Annotated in this window: 11 protein-coding genes, 2 tRNA genes and 3 rRNA genes; 14 read left to right on the top strand and 2 right to left on the bottom strand. The window is 59.8% G+C overall.

What is annotated here, in order from left to right:
- The first annotated feature begins 706 nt into the window (after positions 1-706).
- From FIU81_RS12435 to FIU81_RS12405, 7 genes are all read left to right on the top strand, one after another.
- Positions 707-2,168, top strand: a 16S ribosomal RNA gene (locus FIU81_RS12435).
- A 196-nt stretch (positions 2,169-2,364) separates the two neighbouring features.
- Positions 2,365-2,441 (top strand) — tRNA-Ile (locus tag FIU81_RS12430).
- A 24-nt stretch (positions 2,442-2,465) separates the two neighbouring features.
- Positions 2,466-2,541: transfer RNA gene (locus FIU81_RS12425), tRNA-Ala, on the top strand.
- Positions 2,542-2,917: 376 nt separating this feature from the next.
- Positions 2,918-5,749, top strand: a 23S ribosomal RNA gene (locus FIU81_RS12420).
- Positions 5,750-5,875: 126 nt separating this feature from the next.
- Positions 5,876-5,990: ribosomal RNA gene (gene rrf, locus FIU81_RS12415) — 5S ribosomal RNA — on the top strand.
- The 16S, 23S and 5S rRNA genes sit together here with 2 tRNA genes alongside, the layout of an rRNA operon.
- Positions 5,991-6,365: 375 nt before the next feature.
- Positions 6,366-7,715: an efflux RND transporter periplasmic adaptor subunit gene (locus FIU81_RS12410; RefSeq protein WP_172971474.1), complete on the top strand. Its 1,350-nt coding sequence runs from the start codon at positions 6,366-6,368 to the stop codon at positions 7,713-7,715.
- Positions 7,712-10,867 (top strand): efflux RND transporter permease subunit, encoded by a 3,156-nt coding sequence (locus FIU81_RS12405; protein WP_124111181.1) that lies wholly within the window; start codon positions 7,712-7,714, stop codon positions 10,865-10,867. Before FIU81_RS12410 ends, FIU81_RS12405 begins: the two co-directional genes overlap by 4 nt.
- Positions 10,868-11,129: 262 nt before the next feature.
- On the opposite strand, the gene FIU81_RS12400 is transcribed toward FIU81_RS12405, so the two are convergent.
- Positions 11,130-11,324 carry a hypothetical protein gene (locus tag FIU81_RS12400; protein ID WP_124111183.1) on the bottom strand — a complete coding sequence of 65 codons (195 nt, stop codon included), beginning with the start codon at positions 11,322-11,324 and terminating at the stop codon, positions 11,130-11,132.
- Between the two features lie 87 nt (positions 11,325-11,411).
- On the bottom strand, positions 11,412-12,200 hold the full coding sequence (locus tag FIU81_RS12395; protein ID WP_124111184.1) for a DeoR/GlpR family DNA-binding transcription regulator: 789 nt from the start codon (positions 12,198-12,200) through the stop codon (positions 11,412-11,414).
- 336 nt (positions 12,201-12,536) lie between these two features.
- Here FIU81_RS12395 and FIU81_RS12390 point away from each other — a divergent pair, with 336 nt between their 5' ends.
- The 7 genes from FIU81_RS12390 (at position 12,537) to FIU81_RS12360 (ending at position 19,878) form a co-directional block, all read left to right on the top strand.
- Positions 12,537-13,622 carry an ABC transporter ATP-binding protein gene (locus FIU81_RS12390; RefSeq protein WP_124111185.1) on the top strand — a complete coding sequence of 362 codons (1,086 nt, stop codon included), beginning with the start codon at positions 12,537-12,539 and terminating at the stop codon, positions 13,620-13,622.
- Positions 13,622-14,734: an ABC transporter ATP-binding protein gene (locus FIU81_RS12385; protein ID WP_124111186.1), complete on the top strand. Its 1,113-nt coding sequence runs from the start codon at positions 13,622-13,624 to the stop codon at positions 14,732-14,734. Before FIU81_RS12390 ends, FIU81_RS12385 begins: the two co-directional genes overlap by 1 nt.
- Positions 14,731-15,600, top strand: a complete 870-nt coding sequence (locus tag FIU81_RS12380; RefSeq protein ID WP_124111187.1) for a carbohydrate ABC transporter permease — start codon at positions 14,731-14,733, stop codon at positions 15,598-15,600. The genes FIU81_RS12385 and FIU81_RS12380 overlap by 4 nt, the downstream gene beginning before the upstream one ends.
- An 80-nt stretch (positions 15,601-15,680) precedes the next feature.
- Positions 15,681-16,478 (top strand): carbohydrate ABC transporter permease, encoded by a 798-nt coding sequence (locus FIU81_RS12375; RefSeq protein ID WP_124111342.1) that lies wholly within the window; start codon positions 15,681-15,683, stop codon positions 16,476-16,478.
- The gene (locus FIU81_RS12370) at positions 16,478-16,921 is read left to right on the top strand and encodes a DUF2160 domain-containing protein (RefSeq protein ID WP_254695916.1); all 444 of its coding nucleotides are present in this window, start codon (positions 16,478-16,480) and stop codon (positions 16,919-16,921) included. Before FIU81_RS12375 ends, FIU81_RS12370 begins: the two co-directional genes overlap by 1 nt.
- A gap of 39 nt (positions 16,922-16,960) precedes the next feature.
- The gene (locus tag FIU81_RS12365) at positions 16,961-18,679 is read left to right on the top strand and encodes an ABC transporter substrate-binding protein (protein ID WP_124111188.1); all 1,719 of its coding nucleotides are present in this window, start codon (positions 16,961-16,963) and stop codon (positions 18,677-18,679) included.
- Positions 18,680-18,768: 89 nt separating this feature from the next.
- Positions 18,769-19,878, top strand: a complete 1,110-nt coding sequence (locus tag FIU81_RS12360; RefSeq protein WP_124111189.1) for an iron-containing alcohol dehydrogenase — start codon at positions 18,769-18,771, stop codon at positions 19,876-19,878.
- Positions 19,879-19,934 lie beyond the last annotated feature (56 nt).

Raw genomic sequence — 19,934 nt, 5'->3', positions numbered from 1 at the left:
AGATTTAGCTAAGAAGGCGTCCACGATACACGGGGCTACTCAGGGGCATGGTGGGCTTGGGTGTCTTTTGGTTGGTCCAGATGGTGGTGTTATGATTTCGAAAGTTGCGCTTTGGCGGCTGATATTGGGTGTTGGGTTCTGCGGCGCGCTACATTTTGGGCCTTTTTTTGCGGGCCTGCAGAAAGTGTGATCTTTGTTTGAAAAAGCGGTTGCGGGGGTCGGTTGGTATCCGTAGAAGCCCCTTCACCGGCGGCGCTGAGGCGCTGACGGGACGCCAGACGGGGCGGACGGGACTTTCGGAAGACGCCGCAAAAAAGCGGTTGACGCCACTCTCGCCAAGCTCTAGAGACGGCGAACACGGAAATTCGAGGGACGGCAGGCGGGCGCGCCGAAGATTTGGCGCAACGGTTTGTTTTGTCTCTCACGCTCTTTGAAATCGCGAGTATCTGAAGAGATATGTGGGCGGTCACGGTTCATTTCGATGGATCAACGTCTGTATATCGACTTCCTAGGCCTTCGGGTCGATGATGGAAGGTCAGCTTCACTGTTTGTACGACTCTCAGTTGCCTTTGGTAACTGAAGCACGACAGACAGAGACTATACGGCCTTTATGGGTTGTCGTTGCGCTCAAGTAGCGAAGCGGTAGCGCGGAAAGGTCGTGTGATGTGCAGAGGTTCGAACGTCAAGGACATCGCTCGCGATGTTTCAACTTGAGAGTTTGATCCTGGCTCAGAACGAACGCTGGCGGCAGGCCTAACACATGCAAGTCGAGCGCACCTTCGGGTGAGCGGCGGACGGGTGAGTAACGCGTGGGAACGTACCCTTTACTGCGGAATAGCCTCGGGAAACTGAGAGTAATACCGCATACGCCCTTCGGGGGAAAGATTTATCGGTAAAGGATCGGCCCGCGTTAGATTAGGTAGTTGGTGGGGTAATGGCCTACCAAGCCTACGATCTATAGCTGGTTTGAGAGGATGATCAGCCACACTGGGACTGAGACACGGCCCAGACTCCTACGGGAGGCAGCAGTGGGGAATCTTAGACAATGGGGGCAACCCTGATCTAGCCATGCCGCGTGAGTGACGAAGGTCTTAGGATCGTAAAGCTCTTTCGCTGGGGAAGATAATGACTGTACCCAGTAAAGAAGTCCCGGCTAACTCCGTGCCAGCAGCCGCGGTAATACGGAGGGGACTAGCGTTGTTCGGAATTACTGGGCGTAAAGCGCACGTAGGCGGATTAGTCAGTCAGAGGTGAAATCCCAGGGCTCAACCCTGGAACTGCCTTTGATACTGCTAGTCTTGAGTTCGAGAGAGGTGAGTGGAATTCCGAGTGTAGAGGTGAAATTCGTAGATATTCGGAGGAACACCAGTGGCGAAGGCGGCTCACTGGCTCGATACTGACGCTGAGGTGCGAAAGTGTGGGGAGCAAACAGGATTAGATACCCTGGTAGTCCACACCGTAAACGATGAATGCCAGTCGTCGGGCAGTATACTGTTCGGTGACACACCTAACGGATTAAGCATTCCGCCTGGGGAGTACGGTCGCAAGATTAAAACTCAAAGGAATTGACGGGGGCCCGCACAAGCGGTGGAGCATGTGGTTTAATTCGAAGCAACGCGCAGAACCTTACCAACCCTTGACATGGTTATCGTAGTTTCCAGAGATGGATCCGTCAGTTCGGCTGGATAACACACAGGTGCTGCATGGCTGTCGTCAGCTCGTGTCGTGAGATGTTCGGTTAAGTCCGGCAACGAGCGCAACCCACATCCTTAGTTGCCATCATTCAGTTGGGCACTCTAGGGAAACTGCCCGTGATAAGCGGGAGGAAGGTGTGGATGACGTCAAGTCCTCATGGCCCTTACGGGTTGGGCTACACACGTGCTACAATGGTGCCTACAGTGGGTTAATCCCCAAAAGGCATCTCAGTTCGGATTGTCGTCTGCAACTCGACGGCATGAAGTCGGAATCGCTAGTAATCGTGGAACAGCATGCCACGGTGAATACGTTCCCGGGCCTTGTACACACCGCCCGTCACACCATGGGAGTTGGTTCTACCTGACGACGCTGCGCTAACCTTCGGGGGGCAGGCGGCCACGGTAGGATCAGCGACTGGGGTGAAGTCGTAACAAGGTAGCCGTAGGGGAACCTGCGGCTGGATCACCTCCTTTCTAAGGATGTTCCTAGTCATCGGACATGAGTTACCAACGCGCTCAAGTAGCGAAGCGGTAGCGCATGGAAGATCGTGGAACACTTAGCAGTGCCACCCTCTCACGGGGGTCTCCTTCACCGGAGTGAGCACATATACGAACCGGACCGTCCTCATATCTCTTCAGATCAGATACACACGGGCTACCGCCCGTCTTTGGGTCGGTAGCTCAGGTGGTTAGAGCGCACGCCTGATAAGCGTGAGGTCGGAGGTTCAAGTCCTCCTCGACCCACCAATAACACATTTTGCACAGCAAAATGGGGCGTTAGCTCAGCTGGGAGAGCACCTGCTTTGCAAGCAGGGGGTCATCGGTTCGATCCCGATACGCTCCACCAATGCCGCGCTTCGCACGGACTTGGTTGCGCGTATCGGTTTTGCTGACGGACCTTCGGTCCGATACGCTCCACTAGAACCCGATTGTACCGTCAAGCAGCAGCGCTGCTTTACCGTCCAATCGGACGCATTCACATCGTAAAGAGAGATACACATCAGTTTTGTACTGATCCCGGCAGTGCGCCGTGGATCGTGGGTTCGACCCACAAGGTACAATACTATTCCAAGTCAAGTACACTAACCAATGCGATCGCAAGATCGCAAAACGCCCATCGTTTGAACCAGGCGATGGAGCGGGAAGTATGCTTTTGATTAATACCCTGCCAGAAGTTCAAAAGGCTGGTGGGGTGCAGAAGGAGCCAGTCTTCTTCTGGATCAAATCAAGCGCGAAAAGGGCGTTTGGTGGATGCCTTGGCAGTAAGAGGCGATGAAGGACGTGATACTCTGCGATAAGCGTTGGTGAGCCGAGAATAGGCTTTGACCCAGCGATCTCCGAATGGGGCAACCCACCTGATACTGTGTTATTACTGTACTTCGGTACGGCTAATAATGCGGTTAACCAGGTACTTTTAACCTGAATACATAGGGTTATAAGAGCAAACCCGGGGAACTGAAACATCTAAGTACCCGGAGGAAAGGAAATCAACAGATACTCCCCTAGTAGCGGCGAGCGAACGGGGACCAGCCGAGCCTTGAATGTGACTAGAACAGACTGGAAAGTCTGACCATAGTGGGTGACAGTCCCGTATAGGAAGCACGATAGGACGTATTAAGTAGGGCGGGACACGTGAAATCCTGTCTGAACATGGGGGGACCACCCTCTAAGGCTAAGTACTCCTTACTGACCGATAGCGAACCAGTACCGTGAGGGAAAGGTGAAAAGCACCCCGACGAGGGGAGTGAAACAGTACCTGAAACCGAACGCCTACAATCAGTCGGAGGGCCCTTGAGGCCTGACGGCGTACCTTTTGTATAATGGGTCATCGACTTGGTCTCTCGAGCAAGCTTAAGCCGTTAGGTGTAGGCGCAGCGAAAGCGAGTCTTAATAGGGCGCATGAGTTCGAGGGATCAGACCCGAAACCGAGTGATCTAGGCATGACCAGGATGAAGATAAGGTAACACTTATTGGAGGTCCGAACCCACACCTGTTGAAAAAGGTCGGGATGAGTTGTGCCTAGGGGTGAAAGGCCAATCAAACTCGGAGATAGCTGGTTCTCCGCGAAATCTATTTAGGTAGAGCGTCAGACGAATACCTACGGGGGTAGAGCACTGGATGGGTAATGGGGCCCCACAGGCTTACTGATCCTAACCAAACTCCGAATACCGTAGAGTACTATCTGGCAGACACACGGCGGGTGCTAACGTCCGTCGTGAAGAGGGAAACAACCCTGACCTACAGCTAAGGCCCCTAATTCATGGCTAAGTGGGAAAGCATGTGAGACGACCAAAACAACCAGGAGGTTGGCTTAGAAGCAGCCATCCTTTAAAGATAGCGTAACAGCTCACTGGTCTAGATAAGTTGTCTTGCGGCGAAGATGTAACGGGGCTCAAGCCATGAGCCGAAGCTTAGGATGCGCATAGCGCATGGTAGCGGAGCGTAGTGTGACATAGCTCACTGTCTCCTTAGCGGGTTCGCCCGTATTGGAGACAAGGAGCTTTCTGTGAAGCGGGCGCGTGAGCGATCCCGTGGAGAGATCACTAGCGAGAATGATGACATGAGTAGCGACAAACAGGGTGAGAGACCCTGTCGCCGAAAGTCCAAGGGTTCCTGCTTAAAGCTAATCTGAGCAGGGTAAGCCGACCCCTAAGGCGAGGCCGAAAGGCGTAGTCGATGGGAACCAGGTTAATATTCCTGGGCCATGTAGAGGTGACGGATCTCGAGGGTAGTTCAATCTTATCGGATTGATTGGGCTGCTTAGAGGTTCCTGGAAATAGCCCTACTATAAGATCGTACCCTAAACCGACACAGGTGGACTGGTAGAGAATACCAAGGCGCTTGAGAGAACGATGTTGAAGGAACTCGGCAAAATACCTCCGTAAGTTCGCGAGAAGGAGGCCCCGTTAGCAGGCAACTGTTGGCGGGGGGCACAAACTAGGGGGTGGCGACTGTTTACTAAAAACACAGGGCTCTGCGAAGTCGCAAGACGACGTATAGGGTCTGACGCCTGCCCGGTGCCGGAAGGTTAAAAGGAGAAGTGCAAGCTTTGAATTGAAGCCCCGGTAAACGGCGGCCGTAACTATAACGGTCCTAAGGTAGCGAAATTCCTTGTCGGGTAAGTTCCGACCTGCACGAATGGCGTAACGACTTCCCCGCTGTCTCCAACATCGACTCAGCGAAATTGAATTGCCTGTCAAGATGCAGGCTTCCCGCGGTTAGACGGAAAGACCCCGTGCACCTTTACTACAGCTTCACATTGGCATTAGGCCGAGCATGTGCAGGATAGGTGGTAGGCTTTGAAGCAGGAACGCCAGTTTCTGTGGAGCCATCCTTGAGATACCACCCTTGCTCTGCTTGATGTCTAACCGCGGTCCGTTATCCGGATCCGGGACCCTGTGTGGCGGGTAGTTTGACTGGGGCGGTCGCCTCCTAAAGAGTAACGGAGGCGCGCGAAGGTTGGCTCAGACCGGTCGGAAATCGGTCGTTGAGTGCAATGGCAGAAGCCAGCCTGACTGCAAGACTGACAAGTCGAGCAGAGTCGAAAGACGGCCATAGTGATCCGGTGGTCCCGAGTGGAAGGGCCATCGCTCAACGGATAAAAGGTACGCCGGGGATAACAGGCTGATGGTGCCCAAGAGTCCATATCGACGGCACCGTTTGGCACCTCGATGTCGGCTCATCTCATCCTGGGGCTGGAGCAGGTCCCAAGGGTACGGCTGTTCGCCGTTTAAAGAGGTACGTGAGCTGGGTTTAGAACGTCGTGAGACAGTTCGGTCCCTATCTGCCGTGGGTGTAGGATACTTGAGAGGAGTTGCCCCTAGTACGAGAGGACCGGGGTGAACGATCCACTGGTGGACCAGTTGTTATGCCAATAGCAGTGCTGGGTAGCTATGATCGGACAGGATAACCGCTGAAGGCATCTAAGCGGGAAGCCCCCCTCAAAACAAGGTATCCCTGAGGACCGTGGTAGACCACCACGTCGATAGGCCGGAGATGTAAGTGCAGTAATGCATTCAGTTGACCGGTACTAATTGTCCAATAGGCTTGATTTGATCCAGTAGAAGTCTGGCTCTCTCACCAAAGGTGAGGAAGTAAATCAAATCAGAAGCATACATCACAGTGTACGACTTGAAATAGATGGCCCACAGGCCAGCTGATACGAGATGGCCCTTACTCGGTTTGGTGGTCATAGCGCGAGCAAAACACCCGGCTCCATTCCGAACCCGGTCGTTAAGTGCCGTTGCGCCGATGGTACTGCGTCCTAAGGCGTGGGAGAGTAGGTCGCCGCCAAACCTAGTAAGCGCCATCTCAATGTATCTCTCTAACGATGAACGGACTAAACAAAGCGCGCCCCAATAGGGCGCGCTTTCGTGTGCAAAAAAAGGGGGCAGTGGGAGCGAATGGTACAGCTCGCATGTCCCGCACCTACCTGTCAGTTTTGGTCGCGCTAACGGTTCATGTCGGTTCAGGCTTTACATTTGCCTGCGACAAAGCGCTAAGAATCATCGCCATTCTGGTCGGCTGCATTATCTGGCCCATCGTTCGAAGGAGAGGCCGACAGTGCGAAACATATCTTTGACGGCCCTCTTCGGGACGGCCGCATTTTTCCTTGCAACAACCATGGCGCCGGGGGCGCAAGATGGTGACTCCGAAGGTGATGAGGGCGACGTGAGCGTCGAATTGCCTTTGATTGGGGAGGTTCCTGTCCCGGACTTCTTGGCGAACCTCTTGGGAATGGAAGCAAGCGCGCAAGGGCAGGGGGAGCAGGGCCAAGGAGGGCAAGGCCAAAGCAGGCCCACGGCCGTCGTCTTCCAGACCGCTGAGCCGCAAGCCGTGGGTGAGAGTTTCCGTTTCTTGGGCCGTGTTGCGCCCATCGAACGGGTCGAGATCCGCGCACGCATCAGTGGTTATGTCGAAGATGTCGGCTTTCAGGGCGGCGAAAGCGTCAGCGAAGGCGATCTTCTGTTCCGCATCCAGTCCGCGCAATATGACGCACAGCTGGCCTCCGCGCGAGCCAGCTTGGCATCAGCCGAAGCGGCGCGACTGGAAACCGAGCGGCAGTTGACCCGAAACGAAGAACTGCGCGACAGCGGTACGGTCAGCCAAGCCGGTCTGGACGACGCGACCGCTGCCGCCGAAGCCGCGCGTGCGCAGGTCGATCAGGCGCAGGCCATGGTTCAGCAGGCAGAGCTGGACCTGAGCTATACAACGATCGAAGCGCCCATCGACGGTAAGATTTCCGCCCCGCTGATCACGCGCGGCAATTTTGTGTCGCCCTCGTCGGAAGTGATGGCCAATGTCGTGCAGGTCGATCCGATCTGGGGTGTCTTCTCGCTGGGCGAGAATCGTCTGCTTGAGTGGACGCAGCTTGGCATCGGCGGCGTGTCGTCGGCCCCGATAGAAGGAGCCGCGACCGCGGCGCAATCTACACAGAGCGGCTCTTCGGAGTATCGCCTGAGCCTGCAATTGCCGGATGGCTCGACATACCAGCCTGCCGGAGAGTTTTCCTTCGTGGGAAACGAGGTCGATCCGCAGACGGGCACGGTCGAGCTGCGGGTGCGCTTCGCCAACCCCGACGGGCTACTCCTGCCGAACCAAAACGTCTCTCTTCTGGTGTCCGAGATTGATCCACCGGTTCTTCCCGTTGTGCCACAAGCCGCTGTCCAGCTTAGCCGCGACGGCCGTGCGGTCTGGGTGGTGCGCGACGACGATACTGTCACGCGGATGCCGGTCGAGGTGACGCAAGCCCCCGAGCCCGGCCAGGTCGCGATCACGCGTGGGTTGGACGGCGGAGAACGCGTCATCGTGCGGGGTGCGTTGCAGTTGGAAGAGGGTCAGACAGTCGATCCCCGCATGGCCGGAGGGCAGGGCGGAACGCCGGGCAGTGGCGGTTCGGGATCGCAGGGCTCCGGTGGATCGCAAGACAGCGGTTCCGGCGAGCAGGAGTCAGGGGGCGATAGCGCGGACTCCGGCGATAACAGCACGGACGACGACTCGGGCGAAAGCGACGCACAATGATCTCGAAGATCTTCATCGAGCGTCCGCGCCTTGCGGGCGTGATCTCTATCGTCATCGTCTTGGCTGGATTGCTGGCGATGTTCGTGTTGCCGGTCACGCAGTATCCAAACATCTCACCGCCTACGGTGCAGGTCTCGGCGTCTTATCCCGGCGCTGACTCCACCGTTCTGGCAGAGACCGTGGGCGCGCCGCTGGAACGCGCGATCAACGGTGTGGAGGGGATGCTGTATATGTCCTCGTCGTCGTCGAACCAGGGCACCTATTCGCTGTCGATCACTTTCGCCATCGGTACGGACCCGGACATCGCGCAGGTGAACGTTTCTAACAGGGTGCAGCTGGCGACGCCGCAGTTGCCCACCTCTGTTGTCGATCAGGGCGTGACGATCCGAACCCAGTCGCCCAACTTCCTGCTGGCCGTTGCTTTCCCGGTCGATCCGGATAGCGACCTGTCCATCGTTGACGCCGCCAGCTACGTGTCCACCAACCTGACGACCGCCGTGCAGCGGATCGACGGCGTGGGCAACGCGCAAGTCCTGGGCCCGTCGAACTACGCGATGCGCATCTGGACCGACCCCGACAAGCTGGCGCAATTCGGTCTGTCGCCATCCGATGTGGCCGACGCCATCCGGTCCGAAAACCTTGCAGCGGCGCTGGGTCAGGTCGGTGGCGCACCGGCCGTCGACGGGCAATCGCAGGTCTTCACCGTCACGGCGCAGGGCCGTTTGTCGGATGTGTCCTCCTTCGAAGATATCGTGGTGCGCTCGGGCGATGCGGGCGGCTTGGTGCGCGTGTCGGATGTGGCGCGGGTCGAGTTGGGGTCGCAGGACTATTCCACCAACTCCTTCCTCGGTGACCGCGAGAGCCTGACGATGCAGGTGAACCAGTCGCCCGGCGCCAATGCCATCGCCACCGTCGACGAGGTAAAGGCCGAGCTGGAGGCGCGACAGGCCAGTTTCCCCGAAGGACTGACCTATGAAGTCGTCTACGACACTACCCAATACGTGCGCGTCACAATCGAAGAGATCGTCAAGACGCTACTCCTGACAGCGCTGATCATCGTCGTGGTCGTTTTCGTCTTTCTGCAAGGCGTCCGCGCGACGATCATTCCGATCATCGCCATCCCGGTTTCGCTGATCGGAACCTTCGCGGCCCTGCTGGCCATCGGCTTTTCCATCAACGTCATCACCTTACTCGCGCTGATCCTTGCCATCGGCATCGTCGTGGACGACGCTATTCTGGTGGTCGAGAATGCTACCCGCGTCATCGAGGAAAATCCCGACATGTCGCGCCGGGAAGCCGTGACAAAGGCGATGGGCGAAATCACCGGCCCGATCATCTCGACCACGCTGGTCTTGCTTGCCGTGTTCCTGCCGGTCGCTTTTTTGCCGGGCATCTCCGGCCAGCTTTACCGGCAATTCGGTTTGTCGCTGTCGATCTCTATCGTGCTGTCCTCGGTCGTCGCCCTGACCCTGACACCCGCCCTGTGCGGCGCGATGCTGAACCCGCAGGATGAACCGTGGTGGCCCTTCCGCCAGTTCAACAAGGTTCTGTGGTGGAGCAGGGATGTCTACGGAAAGGTCGTCAGCTTCTTCGTGACCCGCGGTATTCTGGCCATCGCTGTCTTGGGGATCGCGATTTTCCTAGCCGGATCGACCTATCTGAAACTGCCGACGGAACTCGTCCCTTCAGAGGATCAGGGCGCGATCCTTGTGGATGTGGCCCTGCCGGACGGCGCGTCCCTCCAGCGCACCACAGACGCGATGGCCGAGGTAACCGATATCATCCAAGGCACGGAAGGCGTCGAAAACGTCATCTCTGTCTCGGGCTTCTCGTTCCTTGGCGGATCGCGGTCCTCGGTCGGTATCGCCATCGTGACGATGCTGCCGTGGGGCGAGCGCCCTAGCGTTTTCCAGACGTTGGGCCAGTTGAATGGGCAATTCCAGACACTGCCGGGCTTGCAGATCACCGCCTTCCCGCCACCGTCTATCCCGGGATCCGGATCGGTCGGCGGATTCTCTGCGCAGATTCTTGCGACCGACGGGCAGGACGCGGCAGAGGTCGCGCAAGTCGCGCGCTCCTTCATCGGCGCGGCGAACCAAGAGTCCGCCATCGGGGGCGCTCGCACGACGTTCTCGGCCGACGTGCCCCGGATCTTCGTCGATATCGACCGCGAACGCGCCGAACAATTGGGCCTGTCGGTGGCGTCGATCTACGAAACGCTAGGACAGACGCTTGGCGCGGGTTTTGTGAACCAGTTCCTGTACGAAGGGCGGGTTTATCAGGTGCGCATCCAGGCCGAGGATCGCTTCCGCTCTTCGCCAGAGAATATCACCGAAATCTACGCGCAGAATCGCATGGGCGGCGTCGTCCCGCTGTCCGCCGTGTCGGACCTGCGCACCGAGTTCGGCCCCTATATCCTGCCCCGTTTCAACCTGTTCACCGCCGCCGACGTATCGGGCCAACCCGCACAGGGGTTCTCTTCCGGCGAGGCCCTGCAGGCGCTCCAATCCGTTGCGGATGCAGAGCTGCCGGAGGGTTATGAGCTTGCCTATTCGGGCGCGTCCTTTCAGCAGCAGCAGGCGGGCAACGTGACCTTCATCGCCTTCGCGCTGGCCTTCGTCTTCGCCTACCTGTTCCTTGTGGGGCAGTTCGAAAGCTGGCTGCAACCGCTGGCGATCATGCTGTCCGTTCTGATCGCGGGGGCGGGGGCGGCTCTGACGCTGTCCTTCGCGGGCTTCACCGCGAACGTTTATGCGCAGATCGGTCTGGTGATGCTGATCGGACTCGCGGCCAAGAACGCCATCCTGATCGTGGAGTTCGCGAAGAACCAGAGGGAGTCCGGCAAGTCGATCACCGAGGCCGCGACCGAAGGCGCGCGCCAGCGCTACCGTGCGGTGCTGATGACCGCGCTGGCCTTCGTGTTTGGCATGTTGCCCTTGGTCCTTGCCAGCGGCGCGGGAGCCGCGGCGCGCAACGCTATCGGCGCAGCCGCCATGGGCGGCATGATCGCGGCGACTTTCCTAGGCATCCTGATCATCCCGGCCATCTACGCCGTGCTGGAGCGTCTGGGCAGCGGCAAGCGCGGCGTGCTGTGGGGGCGTGAGAAAGATGAGGACGACAACACCAATGCGGCAGAGCCGGCTGGGAATTGATCGCGGAAAATCCATCATCATCATTAAATTTCCATAAAAATCTCCCTCTGGCGATTCACCTTTCCTAGCTTCGAACCGCGTTCGCACTGGCATGAAACCGACGTTTGACCGTCAGGAACAAGAGCGTCACCGGAGCCACGGAGACGACTTGTGTGGCCCACTGCGGTGACTTGTGGTCCAGTGAGTTGAACTGGTCTTCTCGCAGGAGCATGCCCAAAGGCCGTGTCTGCATTTCGGGGATAGAGCGGGTGATCATGTCTGTTCAGAAGAACGCATCGCGCTGGTAGACGAAGGAGAACAGCGCCGGCGTCCAGATCGGACAGACGCTATGGGTGTCGGGTTCCCGGCCCGCGATGCGTCGGGTCGGCACGGTCTGCAAGTCGTCGCGACAGCTGAATTGTCGGACGGTCTTCTTGGTGGCACGATTGGCCTGCTTAACGCGGTCGAAGCAGGCCATATTCAGGTCGGCAAGCGCGACAACTCCCAGGCAGTTTCATGAAGTCAGGCCGGAGCGGACGACGACGCGTATTCGGCACAAGAGCCTCTATTCCGCGGCATTTTTTGTGACGTCCACCTTGGCCTGTGTCACCGCAACGCCCTCATCGCGGCAGCGGTTTTGGAAACGGGTGGACGGGGTAATGTCGGTGATGACTTCGTCCAGATCGGCAAGCGACGCCACGCGCACCGGAGCGTTGCGCTGGAATTTCGAGCCGTCCGCGACCAACATGACCCGTCGCGCGTGTTGCACGATGGCGCGGGTCACGCCGACTTCCTGCATGTCGAAATCCAGCAGGTCGCCGTCCGCATCCAAGGCAGAGCATCCGATTACGGCGATATCGAACTTGAAGCGACGGATGGTCATTGTTGCGACATCCCCGACCAACCCGCCGTCCGACCGTCGAAGCGCGCCGCCGGTCACGACGACCTCGCAATCGGGATTGCCGGCAAGGATCGTGGCCACGTTCATGTTGTTGGTCACGACCAACAGGTTGCGGTGGGTCAGCAGGTGCCGCGCGACGGCCTCGGTCGTCGTGCCGATATTCAGGAACACAGAGCTTTCGTTGGGGATGGCGTCGGCGCAAGCGCGGCCGATTGCAGCCTTTGCCTCTTCATTCAGGCGACGACGCTCGTCATAGCCGATGTTGGACGTACCAGACGGCAGTACCGCGCCACCATGCACTCGTTCCAGCCGCCCCGCTTCGGCAAGGTCAGTCAGGTCGCGGCGGATCGTCTGAAGCGTCACACCGAAATGGGTCGCCAGATCTTCGACGGTCACCTTGCCATCGCGGCGGGCGATATCGATAATCTCGGGGTATCTGATGGTCTGTGACACTGGCTCCTCCGCAGAACCCAGCTTTTCGCGATTTTCGTTTCAGTCAAGTTTATTTTCGCGATTATGCGAAAGGGCCAAGCCGAGGCCCTTGGGGCGCAGCCGAAATGGGCAAAAAACACGTATAGCCACCATAGTAGGCCCGTAGTGCCACCGACGACACTGTCAAAGCGAACATTCGCGAAAATACCGCTTTCCATGTCGGGTCGAATCTCCTACCGTCCCTCCGTTGCTGTCGGGATGGGAGGCCTGGCCGCGCCACACGCACTTCACCCTTGGGTGTGCGTTCTTGGCGGCGGCTCACACCTTCACATTCGACACTGGGGAGGGCCAAGCCAGATGACGCTGACGCTGCAGAACGTATCGAAGGTCGAGGGCGGGGCGACGCATATTCACCCCACCGACCTGACGCTTGAGAAGGGCACGATGAACGTGCTGCTTGGGCCTACGTCTGCGGGCAAAACGACCCTGATGCGGTTGATGGCTGGGTTGGATAAGCCGACCACCGGCAAGATCATCTGGCAGGGCGAAGACGTCACTGGCCAGCGCGTGCAGGACCGCAAGGTCGCGATGGTCTACCAACAGTTCATCAATTATCCTTCGATGTCGGTCTACGACAACATCGCCTCTCCCATGAGGCTGATGGGGCTGGATAAAGCCGAGATCGACACCCGCGTGCGCGAAACGGCAGAGCTGATGCAACTAACGCCGCAGATCGACCGCAAGCCGCTGGAACTGTCGGGCGGGCAACAACAGCGCTGCGCGCTGGCGCGGGCCTTGGTGAAGAACGCCGGGTTGGTCTTGCTGGACGAGCCGCTGGCCAACCTTGACTACAAACTGCGCGAGGAATTGCGCGCCGAAATCCCGCGCATTTTCGAGAAGTCCGGCTCTATCTTCGTCTATGCCACGACCGAACCGGAAGAGGCGCTGCTGCTGGGCGGCAATTGCGCGACGCTCTGGCAAGGGCGCGTGACGCAATTCGGCCCGACGCCAACGGTCTACCGCAAGCCCGCCGATGCGACGACTGCGCGTGTGTTCAGCGATCCGCCGATGAACTTCATCGAGGTCGAAAAGACCGGCGATCGTCTTCGGTTCGGTGGCGGACAAGAGGTTCCCGCCGTTCGGATCGGCGTCAATCTACCCGATGGCACCTACACCGCCGGTTTCCGCCCCAACCATCTGTCGCTGGACGCCATCGACGGCGGACTCAGCTTCGACACCACCCTCAGCGTGACAGAGATCACCGGGTCCGAAACCTTCGTGCACGTGCGCCACGACGGACAGCGTTGGGTCGGGCTGGTCCATGGGGTGCGCCATCTGGATCCAGGGCAGGCGCTGACGGTGCATCTGGACACCCGTCACATCTACATCTTCGGTGCCGATGGCCGCCTTGTGCAGCCCGCCCCCTACGCAGAGGCCGCCTGATGGCTAAGATCACCCTTGATACTCTGGCCCATAGCTACCTCGACGACCCGAAATCGCCGTCCGATTTCGCGTTGCAGGAGCTGAACCACGACTGGACCGACGGAGAGGCCTACGCGCTGCTCGGGCCGTCGGGCTGCGGCAAGTCCACGCTTCTGAACATCATCTCTGGCCTGCTGATCCCGTCCCACGGGCGCGTGCTGTTCGACGGCAAGGACGTGACGCATCTGCCCACGGCGGACCGCAACATCGCGCAGGTGTTTCAGTTTCCAGTCGTCTACGACACGATGACGGTGCGCAACAACCTCGCCTTCCCGCTGCGCAACCGTAAACTCCCACAGACCGAGATTGCCGAGCGCGTCGCCCGCGTTGCCAAGTCCATCGACATGGAAGATGTGCTGGACCGTCGCGCCGCCGGACTGACGGCGGACGCCAAGCAGAAAATCAGCCTTGGTCGCGGCATGGTGCGTGACGACGTGAACGCGCTATTGTTCGACGAGCCGCTGACCGTGATCGACCCGCACATGAAGTGGGAGCTGCGCACCCAGCTGAAGCAGCTGCATCAGGATTTCGGGCACACGATGATCTACGTGACCCATGACCAGACAGAGGCACTGACCTTCGCCGACAAGGTTGTCGTGATGTACGACGGGCGCGTCGTGCAGATCGGCACCCCGGACGAGCTGTTCGAGCGGCCGGGCCACACCTTCGTCGGCTATTTCATCGGCTCGCCCGGTATGAACCTGTTCGACGCCAAGATTGACGGTACGAAGGCCCAGATCGCCGGCACCCGGTTCGACATGGGCCAAGCCTACCCCACCAAAGGCGGCGCGCTGAAGATCGGCGTGCGGCCTGAATACGTGCGTATGGGCGATCACGGCCTGCCCGCGCGGGTGACGCGCGTGGAAGACGTGGGCCGCCACAAGATCGTGCGTCTGGACCTTGGCGGTCAGGAAGTCGCGGCCATCGCGGGTGAGGGCGAAAGCGTGCCAGACGGCGGCACCCACGTGCAGTTCGTCGAAGGTGGCGTGAACGTCTACGAAAACGACTGGCGTGTGGCCCCCGAGGGCGGCGACGGGCCTCTGCGGTCCAAAAAGCAGGAGATCGCGGCATGAAGACCGACAACCAAAAGGCGTGGTTTCTTGTCCTGCCGGTCCTGATCCTTGTCGCGTTTTCGGCGGTGATCCCGTTGATGACGGTGGTCAACTACTCGGTGCAGGATACCTTCGGAAACAACCAGTTCTTCTGGGCGGGCCTGACGTGGTTCGATGACATGCTGCATTCCGAGCGCATGTGGAACGCGCTTGGACGGCAGATCGTGTTCTCTGGCATCATCCTCGCGATCGAAGTGCCGCTGGGCATCTTCATCGCGCTGAACATGCCGAAAAAGGGCTTCTGGGCGTCGTTCTGCCTTGTCCTGATGAGCCTTCCGCTGCTGATCCCGTGGAACGTTGTCGGCACCATCTGGCAGATCTTCGGCCGGGTGGACATCGGTCTGCTGGGCTACACGCTCGACGCGATGGGCATCGACTACAACTACACGCAGGGCTTCTACGCCGCTTGGGCCACCGTCATCACGATGGATGTCTGGCACTGGACGTCGCTAGTGGCTCTGCTGGCCTATGCGGGCCTGCAATCCATCCCCGACGCTTATTACCAAGCCGCCAAGATCGACCAAGCCAGCCGCTGGGCCGTGTTCCGCTACATCGAGCTGCCGAAGATGCGCGGCGTGCTGACCATCGCGATCCTGCTGCGCTTTATGGACAGCTTCAAGATCTACACGGAACCCTTCGTCTTGACCGGGGGCGGGCCCGGCAACGCCACCACCTTCCTGTCCATCGACCTTGTGAAGATGGCCCTTGGCCAGTTCGACCTTGGCCCCGCAGCCGCGTTCAGCCTGATGTATTTCCTGGTCATCATGGTGATCAGCTATGTCTTCTACATCGTCATGACGAACCTGGATAAGGAGAACGGGCAGTGACCGACCAGACAGCCTCGGCGCATCTCCCCGGAGACGTCACCGCAGAGAATGCCAATGCCAAGCTCAAGCGCGGCAATCGGATCAACGGATCAGCCGTGGTCATGACATTGTATCTGCTGTTCCTGCTGGTGCCGATCTACTGGCTGGTGAACATGAGCCTGAAGACCAACGCCGAGATCCTCGGCTCCTTCTCGCTGTTCCCGCAGAATCTGACCTTTGCGAACTACGAGACGATCCTGACCGATCCGTCATGGTACATGGGCTACGTCAACTCGCTGATCTATGTGATTCTGAACACGGTGATCTCGATTTCCGTCGCCCTGCCAGCGGCCTATGCCTTCAGCCGTTACAACTTCATGGGCGACAAGCACCTGTTCTTCTGGTTGCTGACCAACCGCATGGCCCCGCCTGCTGTCTTCGCGCTGCCGTTCTTCCAGTTGTATTCCAGCGTGGGCCTGTTCGACACGCACATCGCCGTGGCGCTGGCGCACTGCCTGTTCAACGTGCCCCTCGCGGTGTGGATCTTGGAAGGCTTCATGCGCGGCGTGCCCAAGGAAATAGACGAAACCGCCTACATCGACGGCTATTCCTTCGGTCGGTTCTTCACCCGCATCTTCATGCCGCTGATCTCCTCCGGTATCGGCGTCGCCGCGTTCTTCTGCTTCATGTTCAGCTGGGTCGAACTGCTGCTGTCCCGCACGCTGACATCCGTCGACGCCAAGCCCATCGCCGCCACGATGACCCGCACCCAAGGGGCGGCTGGCATCGACTGGGGCGTATTGGCCGCCGCGGGCGTGCTGACCATCGTACCCGGCGCGCTCGTGATCTACTTCGTCCGTAACTACATAGCGAAGGGCTTTGCTCTGGGGAGAGTGTGATGACCGATATTGCAAAGACCGAAGGCGGCACCACCGTCTCCCACGGGCACACCCCGCTGTTCGTCACGCTCGTCGGCGTCTGGCTGGCCGTTGGCGCGTTCATCCTGTGGTGCGCCATGGCCGCAAGCGGGGACGACAGTGCCATCGAATGGACCGCCAGCCTGAACCCCGGTGGGTGGATGGCGTGGGTGCTGCCCACGGCGCTGTTCTTCTGGCTGGTGGCCGGTACGCTCGTGACCTTCACCATCCTTGCAATTCGATATCCCGAGACGCCGAAGCTGGGCGTTCTGGGGATCGAGACCACGCGCGGCGACAGGCTGTTCATCTCGCTGCTCGCCGCTGGGTTCATCAATTTGGGCTGGCTCGCGCTAGAGCTTGGCCCCCAGTATCTGGCGCTTGTCGTCAGTGTGATCGTCGCCGCTGCGATCTTTCGCTTCGCGTGACGCAATAACGACCGTTCGACATCCAAGGGAGGATACAAGATGAACGTTGCTCTTAGATCGACCACCGCACTGACGGTGGCGCTTGGGCTTCTCTCCGCGCCTGCATTCGCGGGCATGGAAGAAGCCATGGAGTTCCTTGATAATGAAATCGGTGATGTTTCGACCCTGACCCGCGAGGAGCAGGAAGCCGAAATGCAGTGGTTCGTGGATGCGGCGGAGCCGTTCCAAGGCATGGACATCAACGTCGTGTCCGAAACCATCACGACCCACGAGTATGAGGCGCAAGTGTTGGCTCCGGCCTTCACCGCGATCACCGGCATCAACGTCACCCACGACCTGATCGGCGAAGGCGACGTGGTCGAGCGTCTGCAGGTGCAGATGCAATCCGGCCAGAACGTCTATGATGCCTTCGTCAACGACTCTGACCTGATCGGCACCCACTGGCGCTACGGGCAGGCCCGCAACCTGACCGAATGGATGGCTGGTGAAGGATCGGAAGTGACTTCGCCCACTCTGGACCTGGATGATTTTATCGGCACCCAGTTCACCACCGGTCCGGACGGCAACCTGTACCAACTGCCCGACCAGCAGTTCGCGAACCTGTATTGGTTCCGCTATGACTGGTTCAACGACGAGAAGAACCAGACCGACTTCCAGAACGAATACGGCTACGAGTTGGGCGTTCCGGTCAACTGGGCCGCCTATGAGGACATTGCCGCCTTCTTCACCGGCCGCGATCTAAGCCACATGGGCGTGGATCAGGAAATCTATGGCAACATGGATTACGGCAAGAAGGACCCGTCGCTTGGCTGGCGCTACACCGACGCATGGATGTCCATGGCCGGGATGGGCGACACGGGTGAGCCCAACGGCCTGCCGGTCGACGAATGGGGCATCCGTGTGAACGAGCAGTCTCAGCCCGTCGGCGCCTGCATGGATCGCGGCGGTGCGACGAACTCGCCTGCTGCTGTCTACGCGGTCGAAAAGGCGATCGATTGGCTTCAGAACTACTCGCCGCCCGCTGCTGCCGGCATGACGTTCTCTGAAGCCGGTCCGGTTCCGGGGCAGGGCAACATCGCCCAGCAGATGTTCATGTACACCACCTTCGTGGCCCCACTCGTGGACAGCCCCGAGGTGATGAACGAAGACGGCACGCCCAAGTGGCGCCTCGCCCCCAGCCCGCATGGTGTCTACTGGGAAGAAGGCATGAAGGTCGGCTATCAGGACGTGGGGTCTTGGACGATCCTCGACTCCACTCCCGATGATCGCGCCAAAGCGGCTTGGCTCTACGCGCAGTTCGTGACCTCGAAGACCGTGGACGTGAAGAAGGCCGACGTGGGCCTGACCTTCATCCGCGAATCCACCATCAACTCGGACCACTTCTCCGAGCGTGCGGATCGTTTGGGCGGTCTGGTGGAATTCTACCGCTCGCCCGCGCGCACCCAATGGTCGCCCACCGGCACCAACGTGCCGGACTACCCCAAGCTGGCACAGCTGTGGTGGCAGAACATCGGCGACGCCATGTCTGGCGCGAAGACGGCGCAGGAAGCGCTCGATACGCTGTGCTCGGACATGGAGGACGTGATGGCGCGCCTTGAGCGTGCCGGCGTGCAGGGTGATCTTGGTCCGGTCCTGAATGACGAGCAGGGCGCCGAGTACTGGCTGGAGCAGCCGGGCGCACCCAAGCCCGCGATGGAGAACGAGCGGGAAGAGCCGCAGACCATCTCTTACGATGAGCTGATCCAGTCCTGGCAGTGATCCTCATCGCCTGACTGCTGTTCCGGGGCGTGTGGGAAACCGCGCGCCCCGGTTTCGTTTGAGAACTCGTCCGATACCGGAGCCGCGACATGCCGTTTTCCCTGCAACTCCCCACCCGCATCGCCTTCGGGCGCGGCCTCTTCGATACCGCCGCCGACGAGATCGCAGCCTTGGGCGCACGTCCGCTGATCGTTCACGGACGCTCCTCTGCGGATCGCGCGCGGGAGTTGCAAGGCAAGCTGGGTGGCGAGGTGTTGGAGACGCGCGGCGAGCCCGATCTGCCCAGCCTGCGTGAGGCCATCGCGGCGGCCAAGGACAACCTGCCGGACGTGGTCGTCGGCCTCGGCGGTGGTGCGGTGCTGGATATGGCAAAGGCCTTGGCCGCGCTGATCCCGTCCGACAGCGATCCGATGCGCCATCTTGAAGTGGTGGGTGATGGCGTGCCGCTGGACGTCGCACCGTTGCCCTTCGTCGCGATCCCCACGACCTCTGGCACCGGCGCAGAGGCTACGAAGAACGCCGTCATCGGGGTGCCCGAACACGCGCGCAAAGTATCCTTGCGCGATGATCGAATGTTGGCGCGACTTGCACTGGTCGACCCTGCGCTGACAGAAAGCGCGCCGGTCTCGGTGCGTCTCGCGTCCGGCCTCGACGCCGTGGTGCAGGTGATCGAGCCTTACCTTTCGAGCAAAGCGAACCCCCTGACCGACGCGCTCTGCCGCGATGCCATCCCGCGCGGCTTGGCCGCCCTCCGCCGCGTGATCGAGGCACCGGATGGGGATGCGTTTGACGACATGGCGCTGGTCAGCCTCACGGGCGGCATCGTTCTCGCGAATGCCGGGCTGGGCGTGGTTCACGGCCTCGCCGGTCCGCTGGGCGGCCACACCGGCGCGGCACATGGCGCGTTGTGCGGGCGCCTTCTATGCCCGTCCTTGCGCGCGAATTTCGCCCAGATATCCGGGCCGCGCCGCACGGATATCGAACGCTGGATCGCCGCCGCGTTCGGTAGCGATGACGGCTTGTCGGCGTTGGAGGCATGGATCGACGCCGCCGGTCTGCCGCGGCTTGGGGATATGGGTGTCACGCCGGAGATTGCCGCGCAGGTGGCCGATGAGGCTCACGCATCCTCATCCATGAAGAGCAACCCGGTGTCGCTCGACGGTGCGACTTTGACCGGGATCATGCAGCAGGCCATGTAGGTCCGCCGCTGCGAGGGGGTTTACCAAAGAAGCCAAGTATCGTTCCTAGGGCCAGG

The sequence above is a fragment of the Palleronia sp. THAF1 genome (assembly GCF_009363795.1).
Lineage (GTDB): Bacteria > Pseudomonadota > Alphaproteobacteria > Rhodobacterales > Rhodobacteraceae > Palleronia.
This window is presented reverse-complemented; position numbering and strand designations above follow the sequence as displayed.

Coding starts and splice junctions, on each gene's coding strand:
- FIU81_RS12405 (WP_124111181.1), top strand. CDS start 7,712: ATGATCTCGAAGATCTTCATCGAGCGTCCGCGCCTTGCGGGCGTGATC.
- FIU81_RS12400 (WP_124111183.1), bottom strand. CDS start 11,324: ATGGCCTGCTTCGACCGCGTTAAGCAGGCCAATCGTGCCACCAAGAAG.
- FIU81_RS12390 (WP_124111185.1), top strand. CDS start 12,537: ATGACGCTGACGCTGCAGAACGTATCGAAGGTCGAGGGCGGGGCGACG.
- FIU81_RS12385 (WP_124111186.1), top strand. CDS start 13,622: ATGGCTAAGATCACCCTTGATACTCTGGCCCATAGCTACCTCGACGAC.
- FIU81_RS12380 (WP_124111187.1), top strand. CDS start 14,731: ATGAAGACCGACAACCAAAAGGCGTGGTTTCTTGTCCTGCCGGTCCTG.
- FIU81_RS12370 (WP_254695916.1), top strand. CDS start 16,478: ATGACCGATATTGCAAAGACCGAAGGCGGCACCACCGTCTCCCACGGG.
- FIU81_RS12365 (WP_124111188.1), top strand. CDS start 16,961: ATGAACGTTGCTCTTAGATCGACCACCGCACTGACGGTGGCGCTTGGG.
- FIU81_RS12360 (WP_124111189.1), top strand. CDS start 18,769: ATGCCGTTTTCCCTGCAACTCCCCACCCGCATCGCCTTCGGGCGCGGC.